Here is a 19,803-nt window from a genome sequence, read left to right as displayed (position 1 = left end):
TGTCCTCCTCGCCCGATCCGGTGCCGGGCCACGCTCCCGCGCGGGCGACGCGCGCGGGAGCGGCGGAGGGCCCTGCGGACAGCGACCATCGACACGTCCGCCCGGGCCCGCCGGCCCTGTCCGTCGGCCTCGCGGCCCGAGGACCGTGCCGATGATCGAGCGGGGAGGAGAGGCGCATGCGCGCGTTCCGCGTGACGCGTCCGGGCCCGGCGGCCGGGGGGCCGCTCGAGCGGGTGGACGAGCCCGTGCCCGAGCCCGGGCGTGACGAGCTGCTCGTGGCGGTCCTGGCGTGCGGGGTGTGTCGCACCGACCTGCACGTGGCCGAGGGGGACCTGCCGGTGCACCGGCCGGGTGTGGTCCCCGGGCACGAGGTCGTCGGGCGCGTCGAGCGGGTCGGGGAGGACGTCACGGGCTTCGTCCCCGGCGACCGTGTCGGCATCGCCTGGCTGCGCCGGACCTGCGGGACCTGCCGGTACTGCCGGCGCGGCGACGAGAACCTCTGCCCCGCGTCGCTCTACACCGGCTGGGACGCCGACGGCGGGTACGCCGAGTGCGCGACCGTGCCGGCCGACTTCGCCCACCGCCTGCCGAGCGGCTACACCGACGCCGAGCTGGCCCCGCTGCTGTGCGCCGGCATCATCGGCTTCCACGCCCTGCGCCGTGCCGAACTGCCCCGGGGCGGACGGCTGGGGGTCTACGGGTTCGGTGGCAGCGCCCACCTCGCGAGCCAGGTCGCGCTGGCCCAGGGGGCGACGGTGCACGTCATGACCCGCAGCCCCGAGGCCCGGGAGCTGGCCCTGCGCCTCGGGGCGGCCTCCGCCCAGGGCGCCGCGGACCCGCCGCCGGAGCCCCTCGACGCGGCGATCCTGTTCGCGCCCGCCGGCGAGCTGGTGCCGCCGGCCCTCGAGGCCCTCGACCGGGGCGGCACGCTGGCCCTCGCCGGCATCCACCTCACCGACGTCCCGGTGCTGAACTACCAGCGCCACCTCTTCCAGGAGCGCACGCTGCGCAGCGTCACGTCGAACACCCGCGCCGACGCCCGCGAGTTCCTGCGCGTCGCCGCCGAGCACCACCTCGAGGTGACCACGGTGCCCTACCCCCTCGACGCGGCCGGGGCGGCGCTCGCCGACCTCGCGGCCGACCGGGTCACCGGCGCGGCGGTCCTCGTGCCCTGATCGCCGCGGGCCGTCGGGGCCGGGCCGACGGGACCGTGGGCCCTGCCCCGGGTCACGCCGTCACCGCACCGTGACCGGGCAGACGCGCGTGCGGAGGGGACGTGGTGGTCATGACGGGCAATGACGCGGGGCGTGTGGTGGTCGGGCTCGACGACTCGGTCGGTGCCCGGGCCGCCCTGAGGTACGCCCTCGACGAGGCCCGCCGGCGCGACGGGACGCTCGAGGTCGTCACCGCGTTCATGTCACCGGAGCGCCTGGCGGTGCTCGCGCGCATCCCGGTCGTCGCCGAGCGGGACGACGTGGCCGCCGCGACCGAGGCGGCCGCCCGGGCCGTCGTCGACGAGGTGCTCGCGGCGGAGCGCGTCGAGCACCCCGACCGCGCGCTGCCGCGCTTCGAGGTCCGGGCGGTGGCCGGCGACCCCGGCCCGGTGCTCGCGGACGCGGCCGCCGGCGCCGCGCTGCTCGTGCTGGGCCACCGGGGACGCGGCCGGGCGGCCACCACGCTGCTCGGCTCGGTCGGGTGGTGGTGCCTGCGCCACGCGGACTGCCCCCTGACCGTGCTGCCGGAGGTGCCGCTCGTCCCGGCCGCGGCACCGACGCCGTGAGCGAGGCGCGCGGCCCGGTCCGCCACCGGCACGAGGGCGTGGTCGACGGCCGTCGGGTGGTCTGGTGGAGCGCGGGGGAGGGGCCGGTCGTGCTGTTCCTGCACGGCTGGGCGCTGAGCCCGGCCTCCTACCGTGACGGCCTCGCCCGGATCGCGGACCGCGGTGCCCGCGTGGTCGCCCCGGCCCTGCCCGGCTTCGGCGGCACCGCCGAGCTGCCCCCGGCCGAGGCCACGCTCGCCGGCTACGCCCGCTGGGTGACGCGGTTCCTGGGGTCGGTCGGCGAGGACACGCCCGTGACGGTCGTCGGCCACTCCTTCGGCGGCGGCGTCGGGGTGCGCCTCGCGCACGACACGCCGGAGGTCGTGTCCCGCCTCGTGCTGGTCAACAGCATCGGTGGCGCGGTCTGGGCGGCCGGCCCGGCCGGGCCCCGCATGATGTCGGAGCGGCCCTGGTGGGACTGGGGCCTGCACCTGCAGGAGGACCTCGGCCCGGCCTGGGCCCTCGGTCGGGTCGTGCCCGTCATCGTCTCCGACGCGGCGACCAACGCCCTGCGCAACCCGTTCGCGGTCTGGAAGGTCGCCGAGCTCGCCCGGACCGCCGACCTGCGCGCCGAGCTCGACGAGCTCCGCCGGCGCGGGCTGCCCGTGGTCGTCGTGTGGGGACGGCAGGACCGCGTCCTCCCCGAGGCCTCCCTCACCGCGCTGCGGCTGGCCCTCGGCGACGTCGAGGTGCGCACGGTGGAGGGCACCCACAGCTGGTTGATCACCGATCCCGACGCGTTCACCGAGATCATCACCAACGTGCTCGGCGACGCCCCGCTGGCGCCGCTGCTCGAGGACACGCCGAGCGCGGCCGACGAGCCGGAGGCGCCGGCCTCCTGACCGGGGGTCGCCGTCCGACGATTCACGGGACCGCCACGATCCCGGCCGCGACCGCCGTGACCGGGGCGGCGAGCAGCAGCGCCAGGTGCCCCGCGAACCGGCGTCCGCCGGCCGCGAGGGCGAGGACGAGCTTCGTCGCCGTGTTGGCGGCCAGGGCCAGCCCGATCGCCGCGACGGCCGCGCCGACCGGGATCACCGGGCCGGCGAGGCTCGCCGCGGCCACGGCGGCGGCGTGCGCGTCGGCGAGGCCGCCGACGAGGGCGACGACCGCGACACCACGGTCACCGGCCAGGTCGGCCGCGGCGCGGGTGGCGAGCAGGAGCACCACGAGGATCGCGGCCAGCGACACCGTCGCCCGCAGCGAGAGGGGGCGGGCGGCCACGGGGTCCCGGTCCCCGGAGGCGTCGGCGGGCGCGGGCTCGGCGGGTGGCTCGGCGGGTGAGGACTCGGCGGGTGAGGGCTCGGCGCGTGAGGGCTCGGCGGGTCGCCGGCGCCACAGCCAGGCGATCTCGATGCCGAGCACGAGGATCCCGGCGCCCGCGGCGGGCAGCAGCGGCAGCGCCACCTGCGGGGCCGCGACCCCGACCACGACGACGAGCTGCACCAGGGTCGCCACGTTCGCGGCGAGGACGGCGGGCATCACGGCCGGGGCCGGCGTCGTCTCGCCCTCGCGCCGGTGGTGGGCGAGGACCAGGGTCGTCGCCGAGGCCGACACGAAGCCGCCGAGGAAGCCGACGAGCAGCAGTCCCCGCCGTTCGCCGAGCGCCCGCACCCCCAGGTAGCCGACCCACCCGACGACGGTGAGGGCGACGACCAGCAGCCAGATCCGTGACGGGTTGAGCACGCCGTACGGGCCCAGCGGCCGGTCGGGCAGGAGGGGCAGGACGACCAGGGCGACGACGAACAGCCGCAGCGCGTCGACGACGTCCTGGTCGGTGACGAGGTGCCGGGCGAGGTGGTGCAGCGGGCGCTTGGCCGCCAGCACCACGACGACGCCGACCCCGACCGCCACCGCCCACGACGGCCGGGTCCAGGCGAGCGCACCGAGGAGGTAGGTGCCGATGCCGGCGACCTCGGTCGTCGCCCCGAGGTCGGGCTCACCCCGTGTCCCGGCCCGCGCACCGACCACGTACCCGACGACGAGCAGCACCGTCACCGCGACCAGACCGGCCACCGCCACCGCGCCGCCGAGGGCGGCCGCCACGGCACCGGCGACGGCGATGAGCGCGAACGTCCGGGCGCCGGCGCTGGGTCGGGGATCGTCGTGGCGGGCGCTGCGCTCGCGCTCCAGCCCGACCATCAGCCCGATCGCGATCGCGGTGGCGACGTGGGCGAGCGCCGTGACGGTGTCCACCCGGGCCTCCTCCACCGCCGTTCGCGCCAGACAGTCGGCCACGGCGCCGCGTCGGCGGGCCAGGGCCCGGGGTCACGGCGGCGACGACGGAGGTCCCGGCCCGTGCGGACCGTCGTCCCTTCCGGCGCCGCCCGGCGGCGCCCAGCGTCGGGGGTCGAGACCCGGCCCCAGGAGGAGACATGGCCCCGACCGTCGCCCGTCCCGCGCGGGAGACCACCCCGATCCACCGGTTGGCGACGCGCGACCTCGCCACCGTGCCGCCCGACGCCACGCTGCAGGAGGTCGCCGAGGAGCTCGCGATGGACGAGATCGGCGTGGTGGTCGTGCAGCACGGGCACGAACCGGTCGGCGTGGTCTCCGAACGTGACCTCGTCGCGGTGATCGCGAGCGGCGGCGACCTCGACACCCAGGCCACCGACCTCATGACGGTCGACCTGGTCTCCGCGCACGAGGACACCACGGTGCTCGACGTGGCCCGCCTCATGATCGACGCCGCGGTCCGCCACGTCCTGGTCCGGGGCGACGGCGAGGGGGAGGACCCGCCGACCGGCCCGATCGTCGGGATCGTGTCGATGCGCGACGTCGTCGGCTTCCTGCTCGAGGACTGCTGAGCCGGGCCGGGGGACCGGGACCTTCGACCCCTCGGGGCGGGACGGACCGCGGACCGTCCGCCTCTGCTCCCCACGGTGCCGCCTGCGTGAGGGTGGACCCGCGGCACGAGGCCGCACCGAGGGAGGGAAGACATGACCGACAACGGTCAGGCCGGCGTCATCGTCTGCGGGATCGACGGGTCGCACGGGTCGCGGCTCGCGCTGCAGGAGGCCATCCGCACCGCGGCTCGCCGGGGCGGACGGGTGCGCGCCGTCGCCGTCTACGAGCCGCCGGAGATGTGGGCGGCCTGGGGCTACGGGTCCGCGTCGGCGATCCCGCTGCCCGATCCCGACACGCTGCGCGACGAGGAGCTGGGGGCGGCCCGCGCGATGGTCGACGACGTCCTGGAGCAGACGGAGTGGGACGCGGCGCTGCCGGAGGTGACGGTCGAGGCCGTGCCGGGGCGGCCGGCCGAGGTCCTGGTCGACCTCTCCCGGGGCGCCGACGAGCTCGTCGTCGGCCACCGCGGTCGGGGCGCGTTCGGCAGCATGATGCTGGGCTCCGTCGGCCTGGGCTGCGTGCTCCACGCGAGCTGCCCGGTGACCGTCGTCCCCGAGCCGGTCGCGGCGTGAGGGGCCGGCGTGTCCACCTCGACCCTCGGCGAAGCGGTGCCGGTCGACCTCGACGGTCCGGTGGACCCGATCGCCCGCCCGGCCACGCTGATCACCGAGTCGACGCCCGTCGCGCAGGCCTGGGCCCGGCTCCACCACGACCCCGACCTCTGCGGCGTCGTCGTGCGCGACGGACACCCGATCGCCGTCGTCACCGCCGGGGGGCTCGCCGAGCGCTGGCCGGCCGGGGGGCCGCTCGTCCAGCACCGCACGACCGTCCGTGACGTCCTCGACCGCCCCTGCGGGGTCGAGACGCTGGACGCGGAGGACTCCGTGCGCCACGCCGGCCGGCGCCTGCTGGGCACCGGTCTGCCGGCCCTGCCCGTCCGGCCGCGACCCGAGACGACGTGGCAGGTGGTGACCACCGGCGGGATGCTGGCCGCCCTGCTCGGCGAGGGGCAGCCGTGAGGCCCACCCGGGGGATCGTGGTGGGTCTCGACGGCTCGCCCGCCGCCGCCATCGCGCTGGCGGAGGCCCTCGAGGAGGGCCGTCGGCGGGCCGAGCCCGTCACCGCCGTGACCGCCTTCCCGGCGGCCGGTTCGTGGGCGGACGGCGACGACTCGGGAGCCGACCTCCCGGACCCGGACCGGATGGCCGCGGCGGTCCGCGAGCAGGCGCAGCGCTTCGCCGACGAGGCCCGGACGCCGCTGTCGCCCGAGCTCCGCGACGTCCCGCTCGCGGTCCGCGCGCTGCCGGGCTCGCCCGCGCCGGTGCTCGCCGAGGCCGCCCGCGACGCCTCGCTCCTCGTGGTCGGCCACCGCGGGCGCGGGCCGTTGGGCAGCGCCGTCCTCGGGTCGACCGGCCTGCGGGTGCTCGCGCTGGCCTCCTGCCCGGTGCTCGTGGTGCGGCCGCGTGCGCCGGGACCCGACGGACCCGTCGTCGTCGGCGTGGACCGCTCAGCCGGGTCCGCGGCCGCCCTGCGCCACGCGCTGGACGAGGGCGTGCGCCGGGAGACCCGTGTCCTCGCGGTCACCGGTATCGCGCCGCCACCGACGACCGTCGGGTTCCGTCCGCTGCCGGGTCCCACGCTGGCCGGCGTGCGCGACGCGCTGCGCCCCCGCGTCGAACGGTTCGTGCACGAGATCGTGAAGGAACAGGCGCGCAGCCGCCCCGTCCCGCACGTCGACACGGTCGTGCGGGCCGAGGACCCGACCATGGCGCTGGTCGACGTCGCCGAACAGCTGGGCGCGGCCGTGGTCGTGGTCGGGCGGACCGGCCACGGTGCCCTCGCGCGCTGGCTGCTCGGGTCGGTCGCCCACGGCGCCGTCCTGCGTGCCCCGTGCCCGGTGGCGGTCGTGCCGCCGGACCCTGCTCCCGCCGCCGATCCCGACACCCCGGGGTCGACCGGTCCGACGACCACGGCGACCCCCGACTCCGACGGAGGACACGACGATGGATGACGACACGACGGCCCCGCTGATCGTCGTCGGTGTGGATGGTTCGCCCGACGCCGACGCGGCGCTGCACCACGCGGTGGCCGAGGCGCGCCGACGGCACGGCCGCGTCCTCGCGGTCGCCGCGTGCGACGTGCCGGCGCTGACCGCGATCGACGTGGAGTCGATCCCCGTCAACCCCGAGGAGGTGCGGGAGAGCACCGAGCGCCGCGCCCGGGAGCACGCGCTGGACGTCCTCGCGGACGAGCGGGACGTCCCCGTCGACGTCGTCGCGCGGCTCGGCCGCCCGACCCCGGTGCTGGCCGCCGCCGCGCGCGGGGCCGACCTGCTCGTGGTCGGTCACCGGGGGCGCGGGGCGTTCCGCTCGGCCCTCCTCGGGTCCGTCGGTCTGGGCTGCGTGCTCCACGCTCCGTGCCCGGTGACCGTCGTGCGGGCGGCCATCACCGATGGTGGCGCCGAGCGCGCCCGCACCGCCGCGGCGGCCGGCTCGTGACGGCGGCGGAGGACCACGCCGTCGTCGTCGGGGTCGACGGCTCCGACGGGTCGCGCGCCGCCCTGCACCACGCCCTGGGCGAGGCGGCACGTCGCGGCGCGGGGGTGCGCGTCGTCGTGTCCTACCTGCCGAGGGACTACTGGGCCGACCTGTTCGCCCTCGACCACCGCCCGCCCACGCCCGACCCCGGCAACGGGGCCACGACGCGGGCCCGCGCGCTCGTGGACGAGGTCGTCGCCGAGCGCACGGCGGCGGGGCAGCCGTCGCCCGACGGCGCGGTCGAGGTCGTGGGCGTGGCGGGTCCGCCCGCCGACGTCCTCGTCGACGTCGCGGCCGACGCGGACCTCCTCGTGGTCGGGCACCGGGGCCGGGGGGCGCGCCACGGACGCCTCACCGGTCCCGTCGCGCTGGGCTGCGTGCTGCGGGCCCGCTGCCCGGTGACGGTGGTGCCCGCACCGAGCTGACCCGTGCGGGCGCGCCGGCTCACCCGGCACGCGCGCCCTCGCGCGACGAACGGCGCCCTCGCTGCCCCGGAGCAGCGGGGGCGCCGTTCGTTCGTCACGGCCCCGCGGGCTCACTCAGCCGCGCCGGACCTCGCGGCGCAGGCGGCGCCCGGAGATCCGTTCGACGGTCAGGACGAGGAGTGCCCGCTCGCCGTCGTCGACCGTGTCCGGCCAGGGCTCGGGACGGGCGCGGACCTCCGGGCCGGCGCGGTGCAGCGTGCCGACCGCCACCACCGACCACCCGGTGCGCCGGACGACGTCGATCTCGTCGACCTCGAACGCCACCGTCTGCCCGACCGCCGCCCGGGCGCCGCTGCGCGCCCCGACGGCGAGGACGATCGCCGCGTCGTCCAGCGCGAAGGCGAAGGGCTCCACCGTGGGTCCGTGCCCGTCGGTGAACGCGAGGCGCCCGATCTCGGCGGTCATCAGCAGGGCCCGGCCCTCGGCCGGCCCGAGCGGCTCGACGAGCCCGTGCTCCGTCGTGGTCACGGCCGCCTCGCCGGGGCTGCGTCGGTCTTCCGTTCCTCCAGGCACCAGGCCTTCACGGCGTTCTCCTCTCGTGAGGGGACGGGGTCGTGGTGGTGCGCCGGCGGCGGCGCCACCGGTCGATCTCGTCGACGCCCCAGACGATCGGGGCGCAGACGAGCAGCAGGGCGACGGTCGGCGCGTCGAGCGGCGCCGTGCCGACGACGTCGCGTGCGACGGGCAGGTAGACGAAGGCGGCGGTGACGAGGACCTCGAAGGCGATGCCCCACCACAGGAGCGGGTTGGAGCCGAGGCCCACCGAGCGCAGCGACGCGTGCTCGGTGCGCGCGGCGAAGGCGGTCCCGATCTGGCAGGCGACGATGCCGACGAAGGTGGCGGTGGTGGCCTCGAGGTAGACCGGGTGCAGGACGGTGCCGGGGCCGGTCGGCGCGCCCGGGGTCCACCCGCCGCGCAGCAGCACGAGCAGGAACGCCCCGGTCGTCAGGACGGCCGAGGTGATGCCGAGCAGCCCCCAGGCCCGCCACAGCATCCGCGGCCGGATGACGCCCTCGGACCGCGGTCGCGGCGGCCGTTCCATCACGCCGGGCTCGGCGGGCTCACGACCGAGGGCCAGGGCGGGCAGGGTCTCGGTGCCGAGGTCGATCGCGAGGATCTGCAGCACCGTCAGCCCGAGGGGGATCGCGCCCCCGGAGAGGGCGAACAGCAGGAACGGCACGACCTCGGGCACGGCGTGGGCGAAGATGTAGACCACGAACTTGCGCACGTCGTCGTACACGCGCCGTCCGGCCGCCACGGCCCGCTCGATGCTCGCGAAGTCGTCGTCGGTGAGCACCATCGTCGCCGCCTCGCGGGCGACGTCGGTGCCGGACGCGCCCATGGCCACGCCGATGTCGGCCCGCCGCAGCGCCGGCGCGTCGTTGACGCCGTCGCCGGTGACGGCCACGACCTCCCCGAGGTGCTCGAGGGCCTCGACGACGCGCAGCTTCTGCTCGGGGGCGACGCGGGCGAAGACGATCTCGTCGCCGGTGGCGAGCAGGGCGTCGAGCTCGGCCTCCCGCAGGCGCGCGAGCTCGTCGCCGCCCACCACGCGCAACCCGTGGGCCCCGATGCCGACCGACCGCGCGACGGCCGCGGCGGTGACCGGGTGGTCGCCGGTCACGACGTGCACCCGGATCCCGGCGGCGTGGCAGCGGGCCACGGCGGGCGGGACCGACGCCCGCGGCCGGTCCATGAGGCCGACGAGCCCCTCGAGCACGAGCCCGGACTCCACCTCCTCGCGGGGCCCCGCGAGGTCGGCCGGCGTCGCCGATCGACCGGCGAGCGCCAGCACCCGCAGCCCCTCCGCGGCGAGCCCGTCGGTGGCGCGCAGGACCTCCTCGCGGGCGACCGCGTCCAGCGCCGCGACGTCACGGCCCCGCCGGATCGCCGTGCAGCGGGTGAGGACGGCCTCCACCGCGCCCTTGGTGTGCACCGCGAGACCCTCGGGGGTGTCGTCGACGGTGGTCATGCGCTGGTGCACGGGGTCGAACGCGTGGTCCGCGCGGCGGTCGCGGGCGCGCGTGGCGGCGCGGGTGTCCAGGCCGGCGGCCGCGGCCACGGCGAGCAGGGCGAGCTCGGTGGGGTCGCCGGACCCGGTCCCGCGAGCGGGATCGGGCAGGTCGGCGTCGCTGCACCGCTGGGCGACCCGGGCGAGCACCGGGGCCGCGGCGGCGTCGCGGTCGGGGTCGCCGCGCCCGCCGCCCGCGGTCCACAGGGCCTGCGGGTGCATGCGGTTCTCGGTCAGCGTGCCGGTCTTGTCGGTGCAGATGACCGTGGTGGACCCCAGGGTCTCGACCGCCGACAGCCGGCGGACGACGGCGCCGTGGCGCGCGAGCGAGCGCACGCCCGCCGCGAGCGCGAGGGTGATGGTGGGCAGGAGCCCTTCCGGGACGTTCGCGACCAGCAGGCCGATCGCGAACACCAGCGCCGCGGTGAACGACAGCCCGGCGAGCAGCCCGATCGGCAGGAACGCGGCGCCGGTCCCGACGGCGACGGCGGCGATCAGCCACGCGACGCGCCGGACCTGCTGCTCGAGCGGGCTCTCGCGGTGCCCGACGTGACCGGTCAGGGCCGCGATGCGGCCGATCTCGGTGTGCGCGCCGATGCCGGTGACGACCGCCCGTGCCGTGCCGACCGTGCAGGTCGTGCCGCGGAAGACGAGGTCCGGGGCCTCGAGGACGGGCCCGGGCGGGTGGACACCGGCCCGCCGGGCCACCGGCACCGACTCGCCGGTCAGCGCGCTCATGTCGACCTCGACGGCGCCCGCCACGAGGCGCCCGTCGGCCGGGACCGCCGCACCCTCGGTGAGCAGGACGACGTCACCGGCGACGACCTCGGCCGCCGGGATCTCCCGGGCGGCGCCACCGCGCAGCACCCGGGTACGCGCCGGCAGGTACGCCTCGAGCGCGGCGACGGCGTGCTCGGCGTGCTGCTCCTGCCAGAACGCGAGGACGGCGTTGAGCACCACCACGACGACGATCGCCGCGGCGAGCACCGGGGTGCCGGCCAGGAGCGCGAGTCCCGCCGCCGCCCACAGGAGCAGCGCGAGGGGGTGGACGACCTGGCGGCCGAGGGCCCGCGGCCAGGACGCCGCCCGCCGGGTGGGCAGCGTGTTGGGCCCCTGCACCCAGAGGCGGCGGGCGGCGTCGCGCTCGTCGAGCCCCTCGGGCCCGGAGCGCAGCTCGTGCCAGAGGCGCTCGAGGGGGGCGTCGAGGTCGGTGACCGCGCCGACGTGGTGCCCGTCCGCGGCGGCTGTCGGCGGTCCTCCCGCGGTCCTCGGCACGGATCCGAGCCTGCGACGGCCGGGACCGACCACCCAGGGCCGAGGGTCGCGAGACGACGGGACCGACCGGCCCCGCGGACGCCGGCGCCCGGCTCGCCCCGGTGGGGGAGCGGTCGGGGCCGGCCGTGGGCGTCCGGCTCGGGACCTTCGGCCCTGCACGGCGGGTCCCCCCACGGTGACCCTGGGCAGCGCACGACGCCGTCGACGTCATCCGGAGGAGGTCCCGTGGACCAGGACGCGTCGTCAGCGGACTCGACGGGACCGGCTCCCGGCCCGCCGGCTCCCCGGCACGAGTCGGCGCCCGAGGCGTTCCCCCCGCTCCCGTCCCCCGCGGCCCGGGCGCGCTACCGGCCGTTGCGCCCCATCGAGGAGCTCATCGACGACGTCCTCGGTCGGACGGGCTGACACGGGGCTGACTCAGCGCGGGTCCTTGGTCGACGGCGGGCGCTGCAGGTCGCGCGCGGCGACGCGCAGGGCCGCGTCGATGCAGGCGGTGGCCTGCTCGCCCTGCTCGACCGCACCGACCACCCAGGTCAGGGTGCGCCGGACGTCGCGGTCGGGTTCACGGCGCAGCGAGCTGCGGGCCTGGTCCACGGCCGCGAGCAGGGTCGCCCGCGGCACCTCCCGACGGCTCAGGGCCACGACCTGGGAGGCGAGGTCGAAGGCCTCGGTACGGCGACGCTCGGGCATGTCCATGGGGGCTCCTCTCGGGGACCTCAGCGCACTCCCGTCGGCGCCCCGGGTCGAGGTCCTCCCGGTCGCCCGCCCGGCGCCGCAGGTCCCTCGCAGGGCGGGCCCTGTGTCCCTGCTGCCGGCTGCGCGGGTGCCGCAGAGTGCAGCCATGTCCTCCACCGGACGGCGCCGCGCGGGCGCCGTGACACGCAACGACGTCGTCGCCGCGTTCCTCGTGGTCGCGGCCGTCGCGGCCTTCGCGATGGCGTCGGTCCCGGAGACGACCTGGCCACTGGCCGACACGCGGGCCACCGCCGTCGTCGTGCTCGTCCTCGGGCTGACGGCGGCGGTGGTGGGCGGTTCCTGGCGGACGGCCGCGCGGGAGCTCGCGGTCATGCGCCCGCTCGCCGCGCTGGGCGGGCTCGCCGCGCTCGCGGCGGTGGGGACCCTGGTCACCGGTAGCCAGGTGATGCTCGCGGTCCTCGTCGTGCTCACCGTGGTGCTCTGGGCGCTCGCGACCATCCACCACCTCACGTCGTGGCGAGAGCCCCCGGGCGACGACGACCAGGCCTGACGACCTCTCCCGGGCTACGTCCCGGCGGCCGGTGCCGGGGCGGGCGTGGTGCGCCCGCCGCCGAGGGCCGGGAGACGTCGGCCGAGCCAGAAGCACGCCGTGATCCCGAGGGTGGCGACGAGCGGCCCCTTGACCTCGGCCGGGAGGTCGAGCGGCCGCACGGCGCTCGCGAGGGCCAGGAGCACGGGACCCTGGATCACGAACGCGGCGAAGGCCCCCCGCGTCCACCGGGGTGTCCCCGGTGCACCGTCGCGCCACCGGCGTTCGGCCAGGCCCACCAGCCAGACCGCGCCGGCGACGACCAGGATCCCCTCGACCCCCGCGGTGGCGAGCGCCTCCACGTGCCACCCCCCGAGGTAAGAGGTCGCGTCGCGGCCCACGTCGCGCAGCCCGCTCGCCAGGGCGAGCACCGGCAGGAGGACGAAGGTCAGGAGCGCCACCGCGCCGCACACCCGCCGGACCCGTCCCGGGACGTGGCGGTGCCAGCCGGAGCGGGCCGCCGCGACGCCCAGGACGAACAGCCCGAGACACTGCGGCCACTGCCACAGGTGCAGGTCGGCGACCTGTCCGCTGCGCGCCGGGAACCACAGCCGGACGACGAACGACGTCGCCGCGACGAGCACCGCCGTCGCCACGACGTGCCTCCCCGTCAGCCGGGCGGGCCGGCCGCTCCGCACCGCGGTCCACGGCCACACCAGCGCGAACGCCACCGAGAACACCAGCAGCACGAGCGCGAACCAGAGGGACCCGGAGTCGAGCAACGGATCGCGGTGGGCGAGCACCCACCAGAAGGACACCCGCCGGTCGGCCGCGGTGTACGCCAGCCACACCGAGGCCGGCCACACCAGGAGCGCGGACGCGAGCCACGGCAGGCCGAGTCGTACGACGCGGTCGCGGGTGTAGCGCGACCGGCCGTGTCGCTCGACCGCCTGCTCGACGAGGAGGCCCGCGATGAAGAAGAGCACGCCGATCACGAACAGCCCCGACGGCCCGAGGACCGCGACCAGCGCGAGCTCGGTCGCCGGCGCGAAGGCGACCTCGTTGACCTCGTCGTACGCCCAGCCACCGACGGCGGTGTACCCGAGCAGCGCGTGACCGCCGATCACCCAGGCGACCAGCAGCGCCCTCAGGGCGTCCAGGTGCGGCAACCGATCGCCGCGCACTCGTGTCCCGCCTCCCGCCACGAGGTCACCCTGGCCCCCCGCGTCGCCGGACCGCAGGGCACAAGGTCCCGTCGCGCGTCCTCCTGGTCACAGGACCAGTGGCCGCCCGAGGCCGGGCAGCACCCGCGGACGGCCGACCTCACGGAGCGACGAGTCCCTCGCGCTGACCCCACGCCCGGCGGCCCACACCGCTCGCTCCCGGGACCCGCAGCCGCACCGTCTCCCCGGGCCACAGGTCGCGGATCTCGTCCCCGACGGCGACGCGGACCGGACCCCCGGGGCCGGCGTCGGCGGACACGCACACCTCGCGGTCGGTCACCCGCGCGGTCAGCGGCCGCCCGCGGTACTGCAGAGCCAGCTCGAGCACGCCGAAGCGCCCCGGCCAGTGCGGGTTGAACCGGAGCACGTCGCCGCGGGTCTCCACACCGGCGAAGCAGCGCTGCACCACGTCCACGGCCCCGGCCATCGCGCCGAGGTGCACACCCTCGGCGGTGGTGCCGCCCTGCAGGTCGGCGACGTCGCTGCGCACGACGCGGTCGAAGTGGTCCAGCGCCTCCTCGCGGTGCGCCCGGGCGAGCACCCAGGCGTGCACCAGCGCGCTGAGGGTGGAGCCGTGAGCGGTCCGGGCCAGGTAGTGGTCGATCGTGCGGGGGATCGCCTCGGGCGGCAGGGCGTAGCCGAGACCGCCGAGCAGGTCGCGGAGCTCGTCGGCGGAGAAGAGGTAGAAGAGCATGAGGACGTCGGCCTGCTTGGAGGCCTGGTAGTCGTCCACCGAGCGCCCCTCGGCCTCGAGGATCCGGTCCAGGCGCTGCAGGTCGCCGTAGCGCCGCCGGTAGGCGTCCCAGTCGAGCTCCGGGAGATCGCGGTAGCCCGCGAACTGGCTGATCACGCCGTCGGGGTGGATCGGCACGGCCATGCGTTCGCCGACCTCGCGCCAGTGCCGCAGCTCGGCCGGGCCCAGGTCGAGGGTCGCCGTCAGCTCGTCGCGCCGGGACGGCGGCAGGAGGTCGAGCAGCTCCCGGGCCCGCTGGAGGACCCACACGGTCAGGACGTTGGTGTAGGCGTTGTCGTCGATGCCGGGACGGTCCGACCCGGGGTAGCGGGTCGTGTACTCGTCGGGGCCCATCACCCCGCGGATGTGGAAGCGGCCGTCGGCCGGGTCGTGCTCGGCCAGGTCGGCGAAGAACCGGGCGACCTCGAGGAGCACCTCGGCGCCGCCCTCGTCGGTCAGGAAGGCCAGGTCGCCGGTGGCCTGGACGTACTGCCAGAGGTTGTGGGCGACCGCGAGCCCGATGTGGCGCTGCCGGTCGCTGACGTCGGGCAGCCACCGGCCCGAGAGCGGGTTGAGGTGCAGCCGCTGGCTCTCCTCGCGGCCGTCGCTGCCCGACTGCCACGGGAACATCGCCCCGCGGTGACCGGCCGCCCGCGCGGCCCGACGCGCCGCGTCGAGGCGGCGGACCCGGTAGAGCAGCAGGGCGCGGGCGAGCGCGGGGAACCGCAGCACGAGGACCGGGAGCACGAACAGCTCGTCCCAGAACACGTGGCCCCGGTAGGCCTCGCCGTGCAGGCCCCGGGCGGGGATGCCGGCATCGAGGTCGAGGTCGTGCCGGGACACGGTCTGGAGCACGTGGAACCCGGCCAGCCGCAGGTCGCGCACGGTCTCCACGGGCGGCGGGCTGGTGCCGTCGAGCACCTCGATGCGGCATCGTCGCCACAGCCGGCCCCAGCTCCGGGTGTGCTCGGCGAGCAGCTCCTCGAAGCCCGGGGCCTCGGCGAGCAGCGCGGTCGCGGCCAGACCGGGCTCGGCGATCGCCACGTCCCGCGAGGTGACGACCGCGGCGATCTTCTCGATCTCCACGGCCTCGCCGGCACGGACCTCGAGGGTCAGGCGGTGGCCGATGCGGCCCTCCGCCCGATCCGGCACGCGGGCGACGGGCGTGTCGACGGGGACGGTCACCCGGGTGCGGGCGCCGACGGCGATGCGGTGCCGTGACTGCGTGGTGGCGGCGATCAGCAGCACGGTGTCGTCGCCGGTCTCCTCGGCCGTGAGCACCTCGAGGTGCCGCCCGGAGAGGTGGCGGTAGCGGGCCACCCCGCTGTTGGTCACCGTGCCGTCCACCCCGGACGCGACGGTCAGCCGGCCGCTCCAGTCCTCGGCGACGAACGCCGTGTGCAGCCCGGCCAGGTGCCGCCGCTCGCGGTGCACGAACCGGCGCTGGTCCAGCCGGCTGTGCCGGCCCGCGCCGTCGACGAACCGGGTGGTGCGGTGCAGCACCCCGCGTGCCGTGTCCAGCTGCTCGCGGTGCTCCAGCACCCGCACGCTCGCCAGGTCGAGCCAGGCACCGTCCTCCACCGCGATCCGCAGGTCGAGCCAGTTCGGCAGGTTGACCATGCTCTCGTTCTCGACCGCCACCCCGTCGATCACGTCGGACAGCCGGTTGAAGACGCCGGCGGCGTAGGTGCCCGGGTAGTGCACGCCGTCGGCGCTGCTCTCCGGCAGCGCGCCCCGGGTGCCGAGGTAGCCGTTGCCGAGCGTGCACAGCGCCTCCCGGCGCCCCTCGTCGGCGGGGTCCCAGCCGTCGAGCACGAGCGTCCACATGTCCGGCTCGGTCACCGGGTGTCCTGCTCGGCGCCCCGGTCGACCAGGACCGCGGCGAGGTCGCGGCGCGGGGTGCGTGGGGGCGGCGGGGCGTCCGGCACGGGCCGGCCGACCCGCAGGACGACGACCGGGTGGCCCCCGACGAGCCGGCGGACGCGCTCGCGGGTCTCGTCGACCTCGAGGACCTGGGTGATGGGGGTCGCGGCGAGGTCGTGGCTCGTCGCCTCGAGGAGGACCGCGCTCAGGGCCTCGCCCGCGCGCACGACCGAGGCCGTGTGCCTGTCGGCGCTGTCGGCGCCGTCGGCGCCGTCGGCGGTCAGGACGAGCAGGGTGGAGGCGTCCTCGTGGTCGGTGCCGCCGCGGGGCTGGTGGAGGCCTCCGCCGGGGAACCACCGCAGCACGAGGTCGTCGTAGAGGTGCGGCTCGGCGAGCCGGGCGCCGTGGGGGATCCCGTCGGCCCCACCTGCGTAGCGGTGTGTCCAGCGCTGCAGCTCCGCGGCGTACCCGGGCCGGTCGAGCTGGAGGAGGGCGGCGTCGCGCATGGCGTCGACGAGGGAGCGGCGGGCGTGGCCGGAGACGACGTGCAGGCCGCCGTCGAAGGCCCGTGCGGCCCGGACGAGCTCGTCGACGACGCCGGGGTCGACGGGATCGGCGGCGTAGCGGCGGCGATCGGTCCGGCGGCGCTCGATCGCGGCGGCCTGCCGGCGCGCGTCCTCGGGGACGGTGTCGGCCGCCAGCCAGCGAACCTCCGCCACGCGACGCTGCGGCGGGCCCTCCCGGTCGAGACGGACCAGCGGGGTCCAGCCGCGGGCGGCGAGACCGAGACGCAGGTGGTGCAGCGCGGCGCCGCAGGCGAGCAGCGCGCCCTCCCCGCGCTCGTCGGTGAACGGCAGCCGCCGGTGCGGGTCCACCGCGAGCTCGAGACGGTCGGGCAGCAGGGTCCACCGCCAGGGCTGCGTGTTGTGCTCCGACGGCGCCCGGAGCGAGTCCTCGAGCGCGGCGAGCACCGCCTCCCGGGGGCTCGTCGTCGTCCCGGACCGTCCGCCCTCCGGGGCCACGGACAGCGCCCCGGTCTCGCGGCGCGTCTCCATGCCGGTCTCCTCGTCTCTCGTCGCCGCCCTCGACGGTGCGCGCGCGAGGACGTCGGCCACCAGGCACGAAGTGCCTCGCGGAACGGGCCGATCGACCCGCGATCCGGGTCGTGGGTCCCTCAACCGGGAGGGCGAGGCGCACCACGTTCGGCGCACCGGCGGGGGCAGGCACGAGATCGGAGGCACGCGATGACGAGGAGCCGCGAGACCGACGAGATGACGGTGGCCGAGTGCCACCGCCTGCTCGACAGCGTCCCCGTCGGGCGCATGGTCTTCACCGAGGACGCGGGACCCGCCGCGCACCCCGTGAACTTCCTCCGGCACGGCAGCTCGATCATCGTGCGCACCGGCCCGGGACCGAAGCTCGAGGCCGCCCGGCGGCGCGACCTCGTGGCCTTCGAGGTGGACGAGGTCGACGCCGACACCCACACCGGCTGGAGCGTGCTCGTGGTCGGGCGCGCCGAGGTGGTCACCGACGTCGACGAGCTCATCTCCGTGATCGACGTGGCGCACCGGCCCTGGGTCCGCCGGCGGGGCGCCCACGTCGTGCGCATCACCGCGCACCGGATCACCGGCCGGCAGCTCGCGCTGGACCCGACCGAGGGCGGGTGAGGACCGGCCGATGGTCCCGGTCGGATCAGGTCTGCCGTCCGGCGTCGCGGGGTCCGCCGGCAGTGCTGCGGCACCCGGAGCAGTCCGACGCTCGTCCTCGAGACACCTCGAGACACGAGGAGCAGCGGGAGGCGGCTCACCATGGACAGGACGACCGAGGCGACCCGGCGGTGGATCGGCGCCTTCGTGCCGCGACGCTCCGAGCTGCGCCGGCGCAGCGACCGCATCGAGGTGGGGGCGCGCTGGCTCCTCCTGCTGCTGGGCCTGCTCTTCCTCCCCGTGGCGCTCGCCGTCGGCAGCGAGACCACCGCGCGGCTCGAACCCCAGGTCGCCGTGCAGCAGGCCGAGCGGCACCAGGTCACCGCCACGGTCACCGCGGAGCCCGAGCGCCTCGCCGACGGGCAGGACGACGCCGTCACCGCGGTGTGGCGGGCGCCCGTGCGCTGGATCGCCGCGGACGGCACGGAGCGTGTCGCCCGGGCCGACGTGCCGTCCGGCGCGCGGCCCGGTGACGTCGCGGTCTTGTGGGTGGACGGCCGGGACCGGCCCACGCCGCCGCCGATGCGCGCGGACCAGCCGGCCGCCCAGGGCGTCTTCGTGACCGTCTGCCTGGTCCTCGCCGAGCTGGTCGTCTCGTTGCTGCTGCTCGCCGCGCTCCGCTGGGTCCTCGACCGGGCGCGGCTGCGGGCGTGGGACGACGCCTGGCGCCGCTTCGCCGGACCCGACAAGGAGAGCCGACGCTGACGATCAGCGCGGGAACACCGTGTCGCGCACCGCTCGGGTGACGTCGTCGAGCTCGGCGACCTGGGCGAGGAGCTGGTCGCGCAGGGCCGGCTCGGCGCCCGAGGCGGCGGCGGTGAGCGCGAGCCCCACCCGCTGGACGCGCTGGAGCACCTGCTCCGACAGCGACAGGACCAGCTGCTCGCGGTCCTCCAGGGCCCGGACGGCCTCGCGGTCGCGCCGGCCGCGGCCGAGCTCGATGGCGGTGGTGGCGTGCGCGGCGAAGGAGAGCAGCATCTCCGCCTCGACCGGGCCGAACACCTCGTCGTCCTCGGTCCGAGTCAGCACGAGCACGGACCGGGAGCCGGACGCCGACGCGTCCAGGGGCACGGCCAGCACCGAGCGCACCTCCGGTGCCCGTTCGACCACGCCGGTGGTGCGGGGATCGGTCGTCGCGTCGGCGACGAGCACCGGGCCCTCGGCGTCGAGGGCCGTCCGGGTGATGGACCCGCCGACCTCCGCGGTGCGCCCGGCCCAGTGCGCGAGGTGTCCGGCCGCCGCCGCGACGTGGGCGGTGGTCGGGTCGGCGTCGCGGACCTCCGTGATCGCCGCACCGTGGGCCCGGGCCACGTCCACCGCGGTCTCGAGCAGGTGCTCGAGCTCGTCGGAGGGCGGGAGGTCCCCGGCGAGCAGGCTGCTGGCCAACTGCGCGGAGGCCGCCTGCCACCGCGCGCGGCGACGTTCGGCGTCGAGGAGCAGGGCGTTCTCGACCGCGATCCCGGCAGCCCCGGCCAGCGCGGTCAGCAGCTGCTCGTCGTCGGCGCCGAAGCCGCCGTCGTGCTCGCTCTCGGTGACGTAGAGGTTCCCGTAGACGGTGCCGCTCGCGAGCAGCGGAACGCCGAGGAACGACCGCATCGGCGGGTGGTCGGCGGGGAAGCCGACGGCCGACGGGTGGGTGGAGAGGTCGTCGAGACGCAGCGGCTGCGGGTGCTCGATGAGCTCGCCGAGCACCCCCTTCCCCTGGGGCAGCGCGCCGATCCGGGCCACGGTGCCGGCGTCCATGCCGATGTGCACGAAGCGGATGAGGCGGCCGTCGCGCACGATGCCGAGCGCGGCGTACCGCGCGCGCACCAGGCCCCGCGCGTTCTCGACGATCCGCGCGACCAGGTCGTCGAGCTCGTGTCCCGCGGTGATGTGGTGCACGGCGTCGAGCAGCCCGCGCAGCCGGCCCTGGGTGAGCTTGACCTCGGTGGCCCGGTCGATGAGCTGGTCGAGCAGGTCGTCGAGCTCGAGCCGCGCCACCGTGGGGAAGGCGAGGCCCTCCGAGGGGGTCGTGGACTCAGGGCGGTCGGGCACGGCACCCCTTCCGGGCGGCCGAATCTGTACGGAGGACGAACC

At 77.0% G+C, this 19,803-nt stretch carries 21 protein-coding genes; 13 read left to right on the top strand and 8 right to left on the bottom strand.

Features of this window, described 5'->3' with window-relative positions:
* Nucleotides 1–176: 176 nt before the first annotated feature.
* From PGB27_RS21560 to PGB27_RS21550, 3 genes are all read left to right on the top strand, one after another.
* Nucleotides 177–1,175 (top strand): zinc-binding alcohol dehydrogenase family protein, encoded by a 999-nt coding sequence (locus tag PGB27_RS21560; protein WP_274202473.1) that lies wholly within the window; start codon nt 177–179, stop codon nt 1,173–1,175.
* Between the two features lie 110 nt (nt 1,176–1,285).
* The gene (locus PGB27_RS21555) at nt 1,286–1,780 is read left to right on the top strand and encodes a universal stress protein (RefSeq protein WP_274202472.1); all 495 of its coding nucleotides are present in this window, start codon (nt 1,286–1,288) and stop codon (nt 1,778–1,780) included.
* The gene (locus tag PGB27_RS21550; RefSeq protein WP_274202471.1) at nt 1,777–2,661 is read left to right on the top strand and encodes an alpha/beta fold hydrolase; all 885 of its coding nucleotides are present in this window, start codon (nt 1,777–1,779) and stop codon (nt 2,659–2,661) included. The genes PGB27_RS21555 and PGB27_RS21550 overlap by 4 nt, the downstream gene beginning before the upstream one ends.
* Nucleotides 2,662–2,683: 22 nt before the next feature.
* On the opposite strand, the gene PGB27_RS21545 is transcribed toward PGB27_RS21550, so the two are convergent.
* Nucleotides 2,684–4,015, bottom strand: a complete 1,332-nt coding sequence (locus PGB27_RS21545) for a DUF4010 domain-containing protein (RefSeq protein ID WP_274202470.1) — start codon at nt 4,013–4,015, stop codon at nt 2,684–2,686.
* 179 nt (nt 4,016–4,194) lie between these two features.
* On the opposite strand from PGB27_RS21545, the gene PGB27_RS21540 reads away from it, so the two are divergent.
* The 6 genes from PGB27_RS21540 (at nt 4,195) to PGB27_RS21515 (ending at nt 7,628) form a co-directional block, all read left to right on the top strand.
* Nucleotides 4,195–4,626: a CBS domain-containing protein gene (locus tag PGB27_RS21540; protein WP_274202469.1), complete on the top strand. Its 432-nt coding sequence runs from the start codon at nt 4,195–4,197 to the stop codon at nt 4,624–4,626.
* A gap of 132 nt (nt 4,627–4,758) precedes the next feature.
* Nucleotides 4,759–5,238, top strand: a complete 480-nt coding sequence (locus PGB27_RS21535) for a universal stress protein (protein ID WP_274202468.1) — start codon at nt 4,759–4,761, stop codon at nt 5,236–5,238.
* A 9-nt stretch (nt 5,239–5,247) separates the two neighbouring features.
* The gene (locus PGB27_RS21530) at nt 5,248–5,685 is read left to right on the top strand and encodes a hypothetical protein (protein ID WP_274202467.1); all 438 of its coding nucleotides are present in this window, start codon (nt 5,248–5,250) and stop codon (nt 5,683–5,685) included.
* Nucleotides 5,682–6,677, top strand: a complete 996-nt coding sequence (locus PGB27_RS21525) for a universal stress protein (RefSeq protein ID WP_274202466.1) — start codon at nt 5,682–5,684, stop codon at nt 6,675–6,677. Before PGB27_RS21530 ends, PGB27_RS21525 begins: the two co-directional genes overlap by 4 nt.
* A complete protein-coding gene (locus PGB27_RS21520; protein WP_274202465.1) occupies nt 6,670–7,164 on the top strand; it encodes a universal stress protein in 495 nt (164 codons plus the stop codon). Before PGB27_RS21525 ends, PGB27_RS21520 begins: the two co-directional genes overlap by 8 nt.
* Complete coding sequence (locus PGB27_RS21515; protein WP_274202464.1) at nt 7,161–7,628, top strand: universal stress protein; 468 nt, start codon at nt 7,161–7,163, stop codon at nt 7,626–7,628. The genes PGB27_RS21520 and PGB27_RS21515 overlap by 4 nt, the downstream gene beginning before the upstream one ends.
* A 114-nt stretch (nt 7,629–7,742) precedes the next feature.
* Here the strand turns inward: PGB27_RS21515 and PGB27_RS21510 are convergent, their stop codons facing one another.
* Both PGB27_RS21510 and PGB27_RS21505 read right to left on the bottom strand, forming a co-directional pair.
* Nucleotides 7,743–8,156 (bottom strand): pyridoxamine 5'-phosphate oxidase family protein, encoded by a 414-nt coding sequence (locus PGB27_RS21510; RefSeq protein ID WP_274202463.1) that lies wholly within the window; start codon nt 8,154–8,156, stop codon nt 7,743–7,745.
* A gap of 52 nt (nt 8,157–8,208) precedes the next feature.
* Entirely contained in the window at nt 8,209–10,974 is a 2,766-nt protein-coding gene (locus PGB27_RS21505; RefSeq protein WP_274202462.1) for a cation-translocating P-type ATPase, read from the bottom strand.
* A 225-nt stretch (nt 10,975–11,199) separates the two neighbouring features.
* On the opposite strand from PGB27_RS21505, the gene PGB27_RS21500 reads away from it, so the two are divergent.
* Entirely contained in the window at nt 11,200–11,379 is a 180-nt protein-coding gene (locus PGB27_RS21500; protein ID WP_274202461.1) for a hypothetical protein, read from the top strand.
* A gap of 12 nt (nt 11,380–11,391) precedes the next feature.
* On the opposite strand, the gene PGB27_RS21495 is transcribed toward PGB27_RS21500, so the two are convergent.
* On the bottom strand, nt 11,392–11,670 hold the full coding sequence (locus tag PGB27_RS21495; protein WP_274202460.1) for a hypothetical protein: 279 nt from the start codon (nt 11,668–11,670) through the stop codon (nt 11,392–11,394).
* A gap of 145 nt (nt 11,671–11,815) precedes the next feature.
* On the opposite strand from PGB27_RS21495, the gene PGB27_RS21490 reads away from it, so the two are divergent.
* The gene (locus PGB27_RS21490) at nt 11,816–12,220 is read left to right on the top strand and encodes a hypothetical protein (protein ID WP_274202459.1); all 405 of its coding nucleotides are present in this window, start codon (nt 11,816–11,818) and stop codon (nt 12,218–12,220) included.
* A gap of 14 nt (nt 12,221–12,234) precedes the next feature.
* Here PGB27_RS21490 and PGB27_RS21485 read toward each other — a convergent pair whose 3' ends face one another.
* From PGB27_RS21485 to PGB27_RS21475, 3 genes are all read right to left on the bottom strand, one after another.
* A complete protein-coding gene (locus tag PGB27_RS21485) occupies nt 12,235–13,368 on the bottom strand; it encodes an acyltransferase family protein (RefSeq protein ID WP_274202458.1) in 1,134 nt (377 codons plus the stop codon).
* Between the two features lie 154 nt (nt 13,369–13,522).
* Nucleotides 13,523–15,997 carry a glycoside hydrolase family 65 protein gene (locus PGB27_RS21480; RefSeq protein ID WP_274202457.1) on the bottom strand — a complete coding sequence of 825 codons (2,475 nt, stop codon included), beginning with the start codon at nt 15,995–15,997 and terminating at the stop codon, nt 13,523–13,525.
* Nucleotides 15,994–17,073 carry an Acg family FMN-binding oxidoreductase gene (locus PGB27_RS21475; protein ID WP_274202456.1) on the bottom strand — a complete coding sequence of 360 codons (1,080 nt, stop codon included), beginning with the start codon at nt 17,071–17,073 and terminating at the stop codon, nt 15,994–15,996. Before PGB27_RS21475 ends, PGB27_RS21480 begins: the two co-directional genes overlap by 4 nt.
* A gap of 189 nt (nt 17,074–17,262) precedes the next feature.
* On the opposite strand from PGB27_RS21475, the gene PGB27_RS21470 reads away from it, so the two are divergent.
* Complete coding sequence (locus tag PGB27_RS21470) at nt 17,263–17,685, top strand: pyridoxamine 5'-phosphate oxidase family protein (protein ID WP_274202455.1); 423 nt, start codon at nt 17,263–17,265, stop codon at nt 17,683–17,685.
* Nucleotides 17,686–17,826: 141 nt separating this feature from the next.
* Nucleotides 17,827–18,429, top strand: coding sequence for an Rv1733c family protein (locus tag PGB27_RS21465; RefSeq protein ID WP_274202454.1), 603 nt, complete (start codon nt 17,827–17,829; stop codon nt 18,427–18,429).
* 3 nt (nt 18,430–18,432) lie between these two features.
* Here PGB27_RS21465 and PGB27_RS21460 read toward each other — a convergent pair whose 3' ends face one another.
* Nucleotides 18,433–19,761, bottom strand: coding sequence for a GAF domain-containing protein (locus PGB27_RS21460; RefSeq protein ID WP_274202453.1), 1,329 nt, complete (start codon nt 19,759–19,761; stop codon nt 18,433–18,435).
* Nucleotides 19,762–19,803: the final 42 nt, after the last annotated feature.

It is taken from the genome of Actinomycetospora lemnae, from assembly GCF_028737315.1.
Lineage (GTDB): Bacteria > Actinomycetota > Actinomycetes > Mycobacteriales > Pseudonocardiaceae > Actinomycetospora > Actinomycetospora lemnae.
This window is presented reverse-complemented; position numbering and strand designations above follow the sequence as displayed.

Bases quoted from the DNA above. Each gene is read 5' to 3' on its own strand.
- PGB27_RS21560 (WP_274202473.1), top strand. From the start codon at position 177: ATGCGCGCGTTCCGCGTGACGCGTCCGGGCCCGGCGGCCGGGGGGCCG.
- PGB27_RS21555 (WP_274202472.1), top strand. From the start codon at position 1,286: ATGACGGGCAATGACGCGGGGCGTGTGGTGGTCGGGCTCGACGACTCG.
- PGB27_RS21540 (WP_274202469.1), top strand. From the start codon at position 4,195: ATGGCCCCGACCGTCGCCCGTCCCGCGCGGGAGACCACCCCGATCCAC.
- PGB27_RS21535 (WP_274202468.1), top strand. From the start codon at position 4,759: ATGACCGACAACGGTCAGGCCGGCGTCATCGTCTGCGGGATCGACGGG.
- PGB27_RS21520 (WP_274202465.1), top strand. From the start codon at position 6,670: ATGGATGACGACACGACGGCCCCGCTGATCGTCGTCGGTGTGGATGGT.
- PGB27_RS21495 (WP_274202460.1), bottom strand. From the start codon at position 11,670: ATGGACATGCCCGAGCGTCGCCGTACCGAGGCCTTCGACCTCGCCTCC.
- PGB27_RS21490 (WP_274202459.1), top strand. From the start codon at position 11,816: ATGTCCTCCACCGGACGGCGCCGCGCGGGCGCCGTGACACGCAACGAC.
- PGB27_RS21475 (WP_274202456.1), bottom strand. From the start codon at position 17,073: ATGGAGACGCGCCGCGAGACCGGGGCGCTGTCCGTGGCCCCGGAGGGC.
- PGB27_RS21470 (WP_274202455.1), top strand. From the start codon at position 17,263: ATGACGAGGAGCCGCGAGACCGACGAGATGACGGTGGCCGAGTGCCAC.
- PGB27_RS21465 (WP_274202454.1), top strand. From the start codon at position 17,827: ATGGACAGGACGACCGAGGCGACCCGGCGGTGGATCGGCGCCTTCGTG.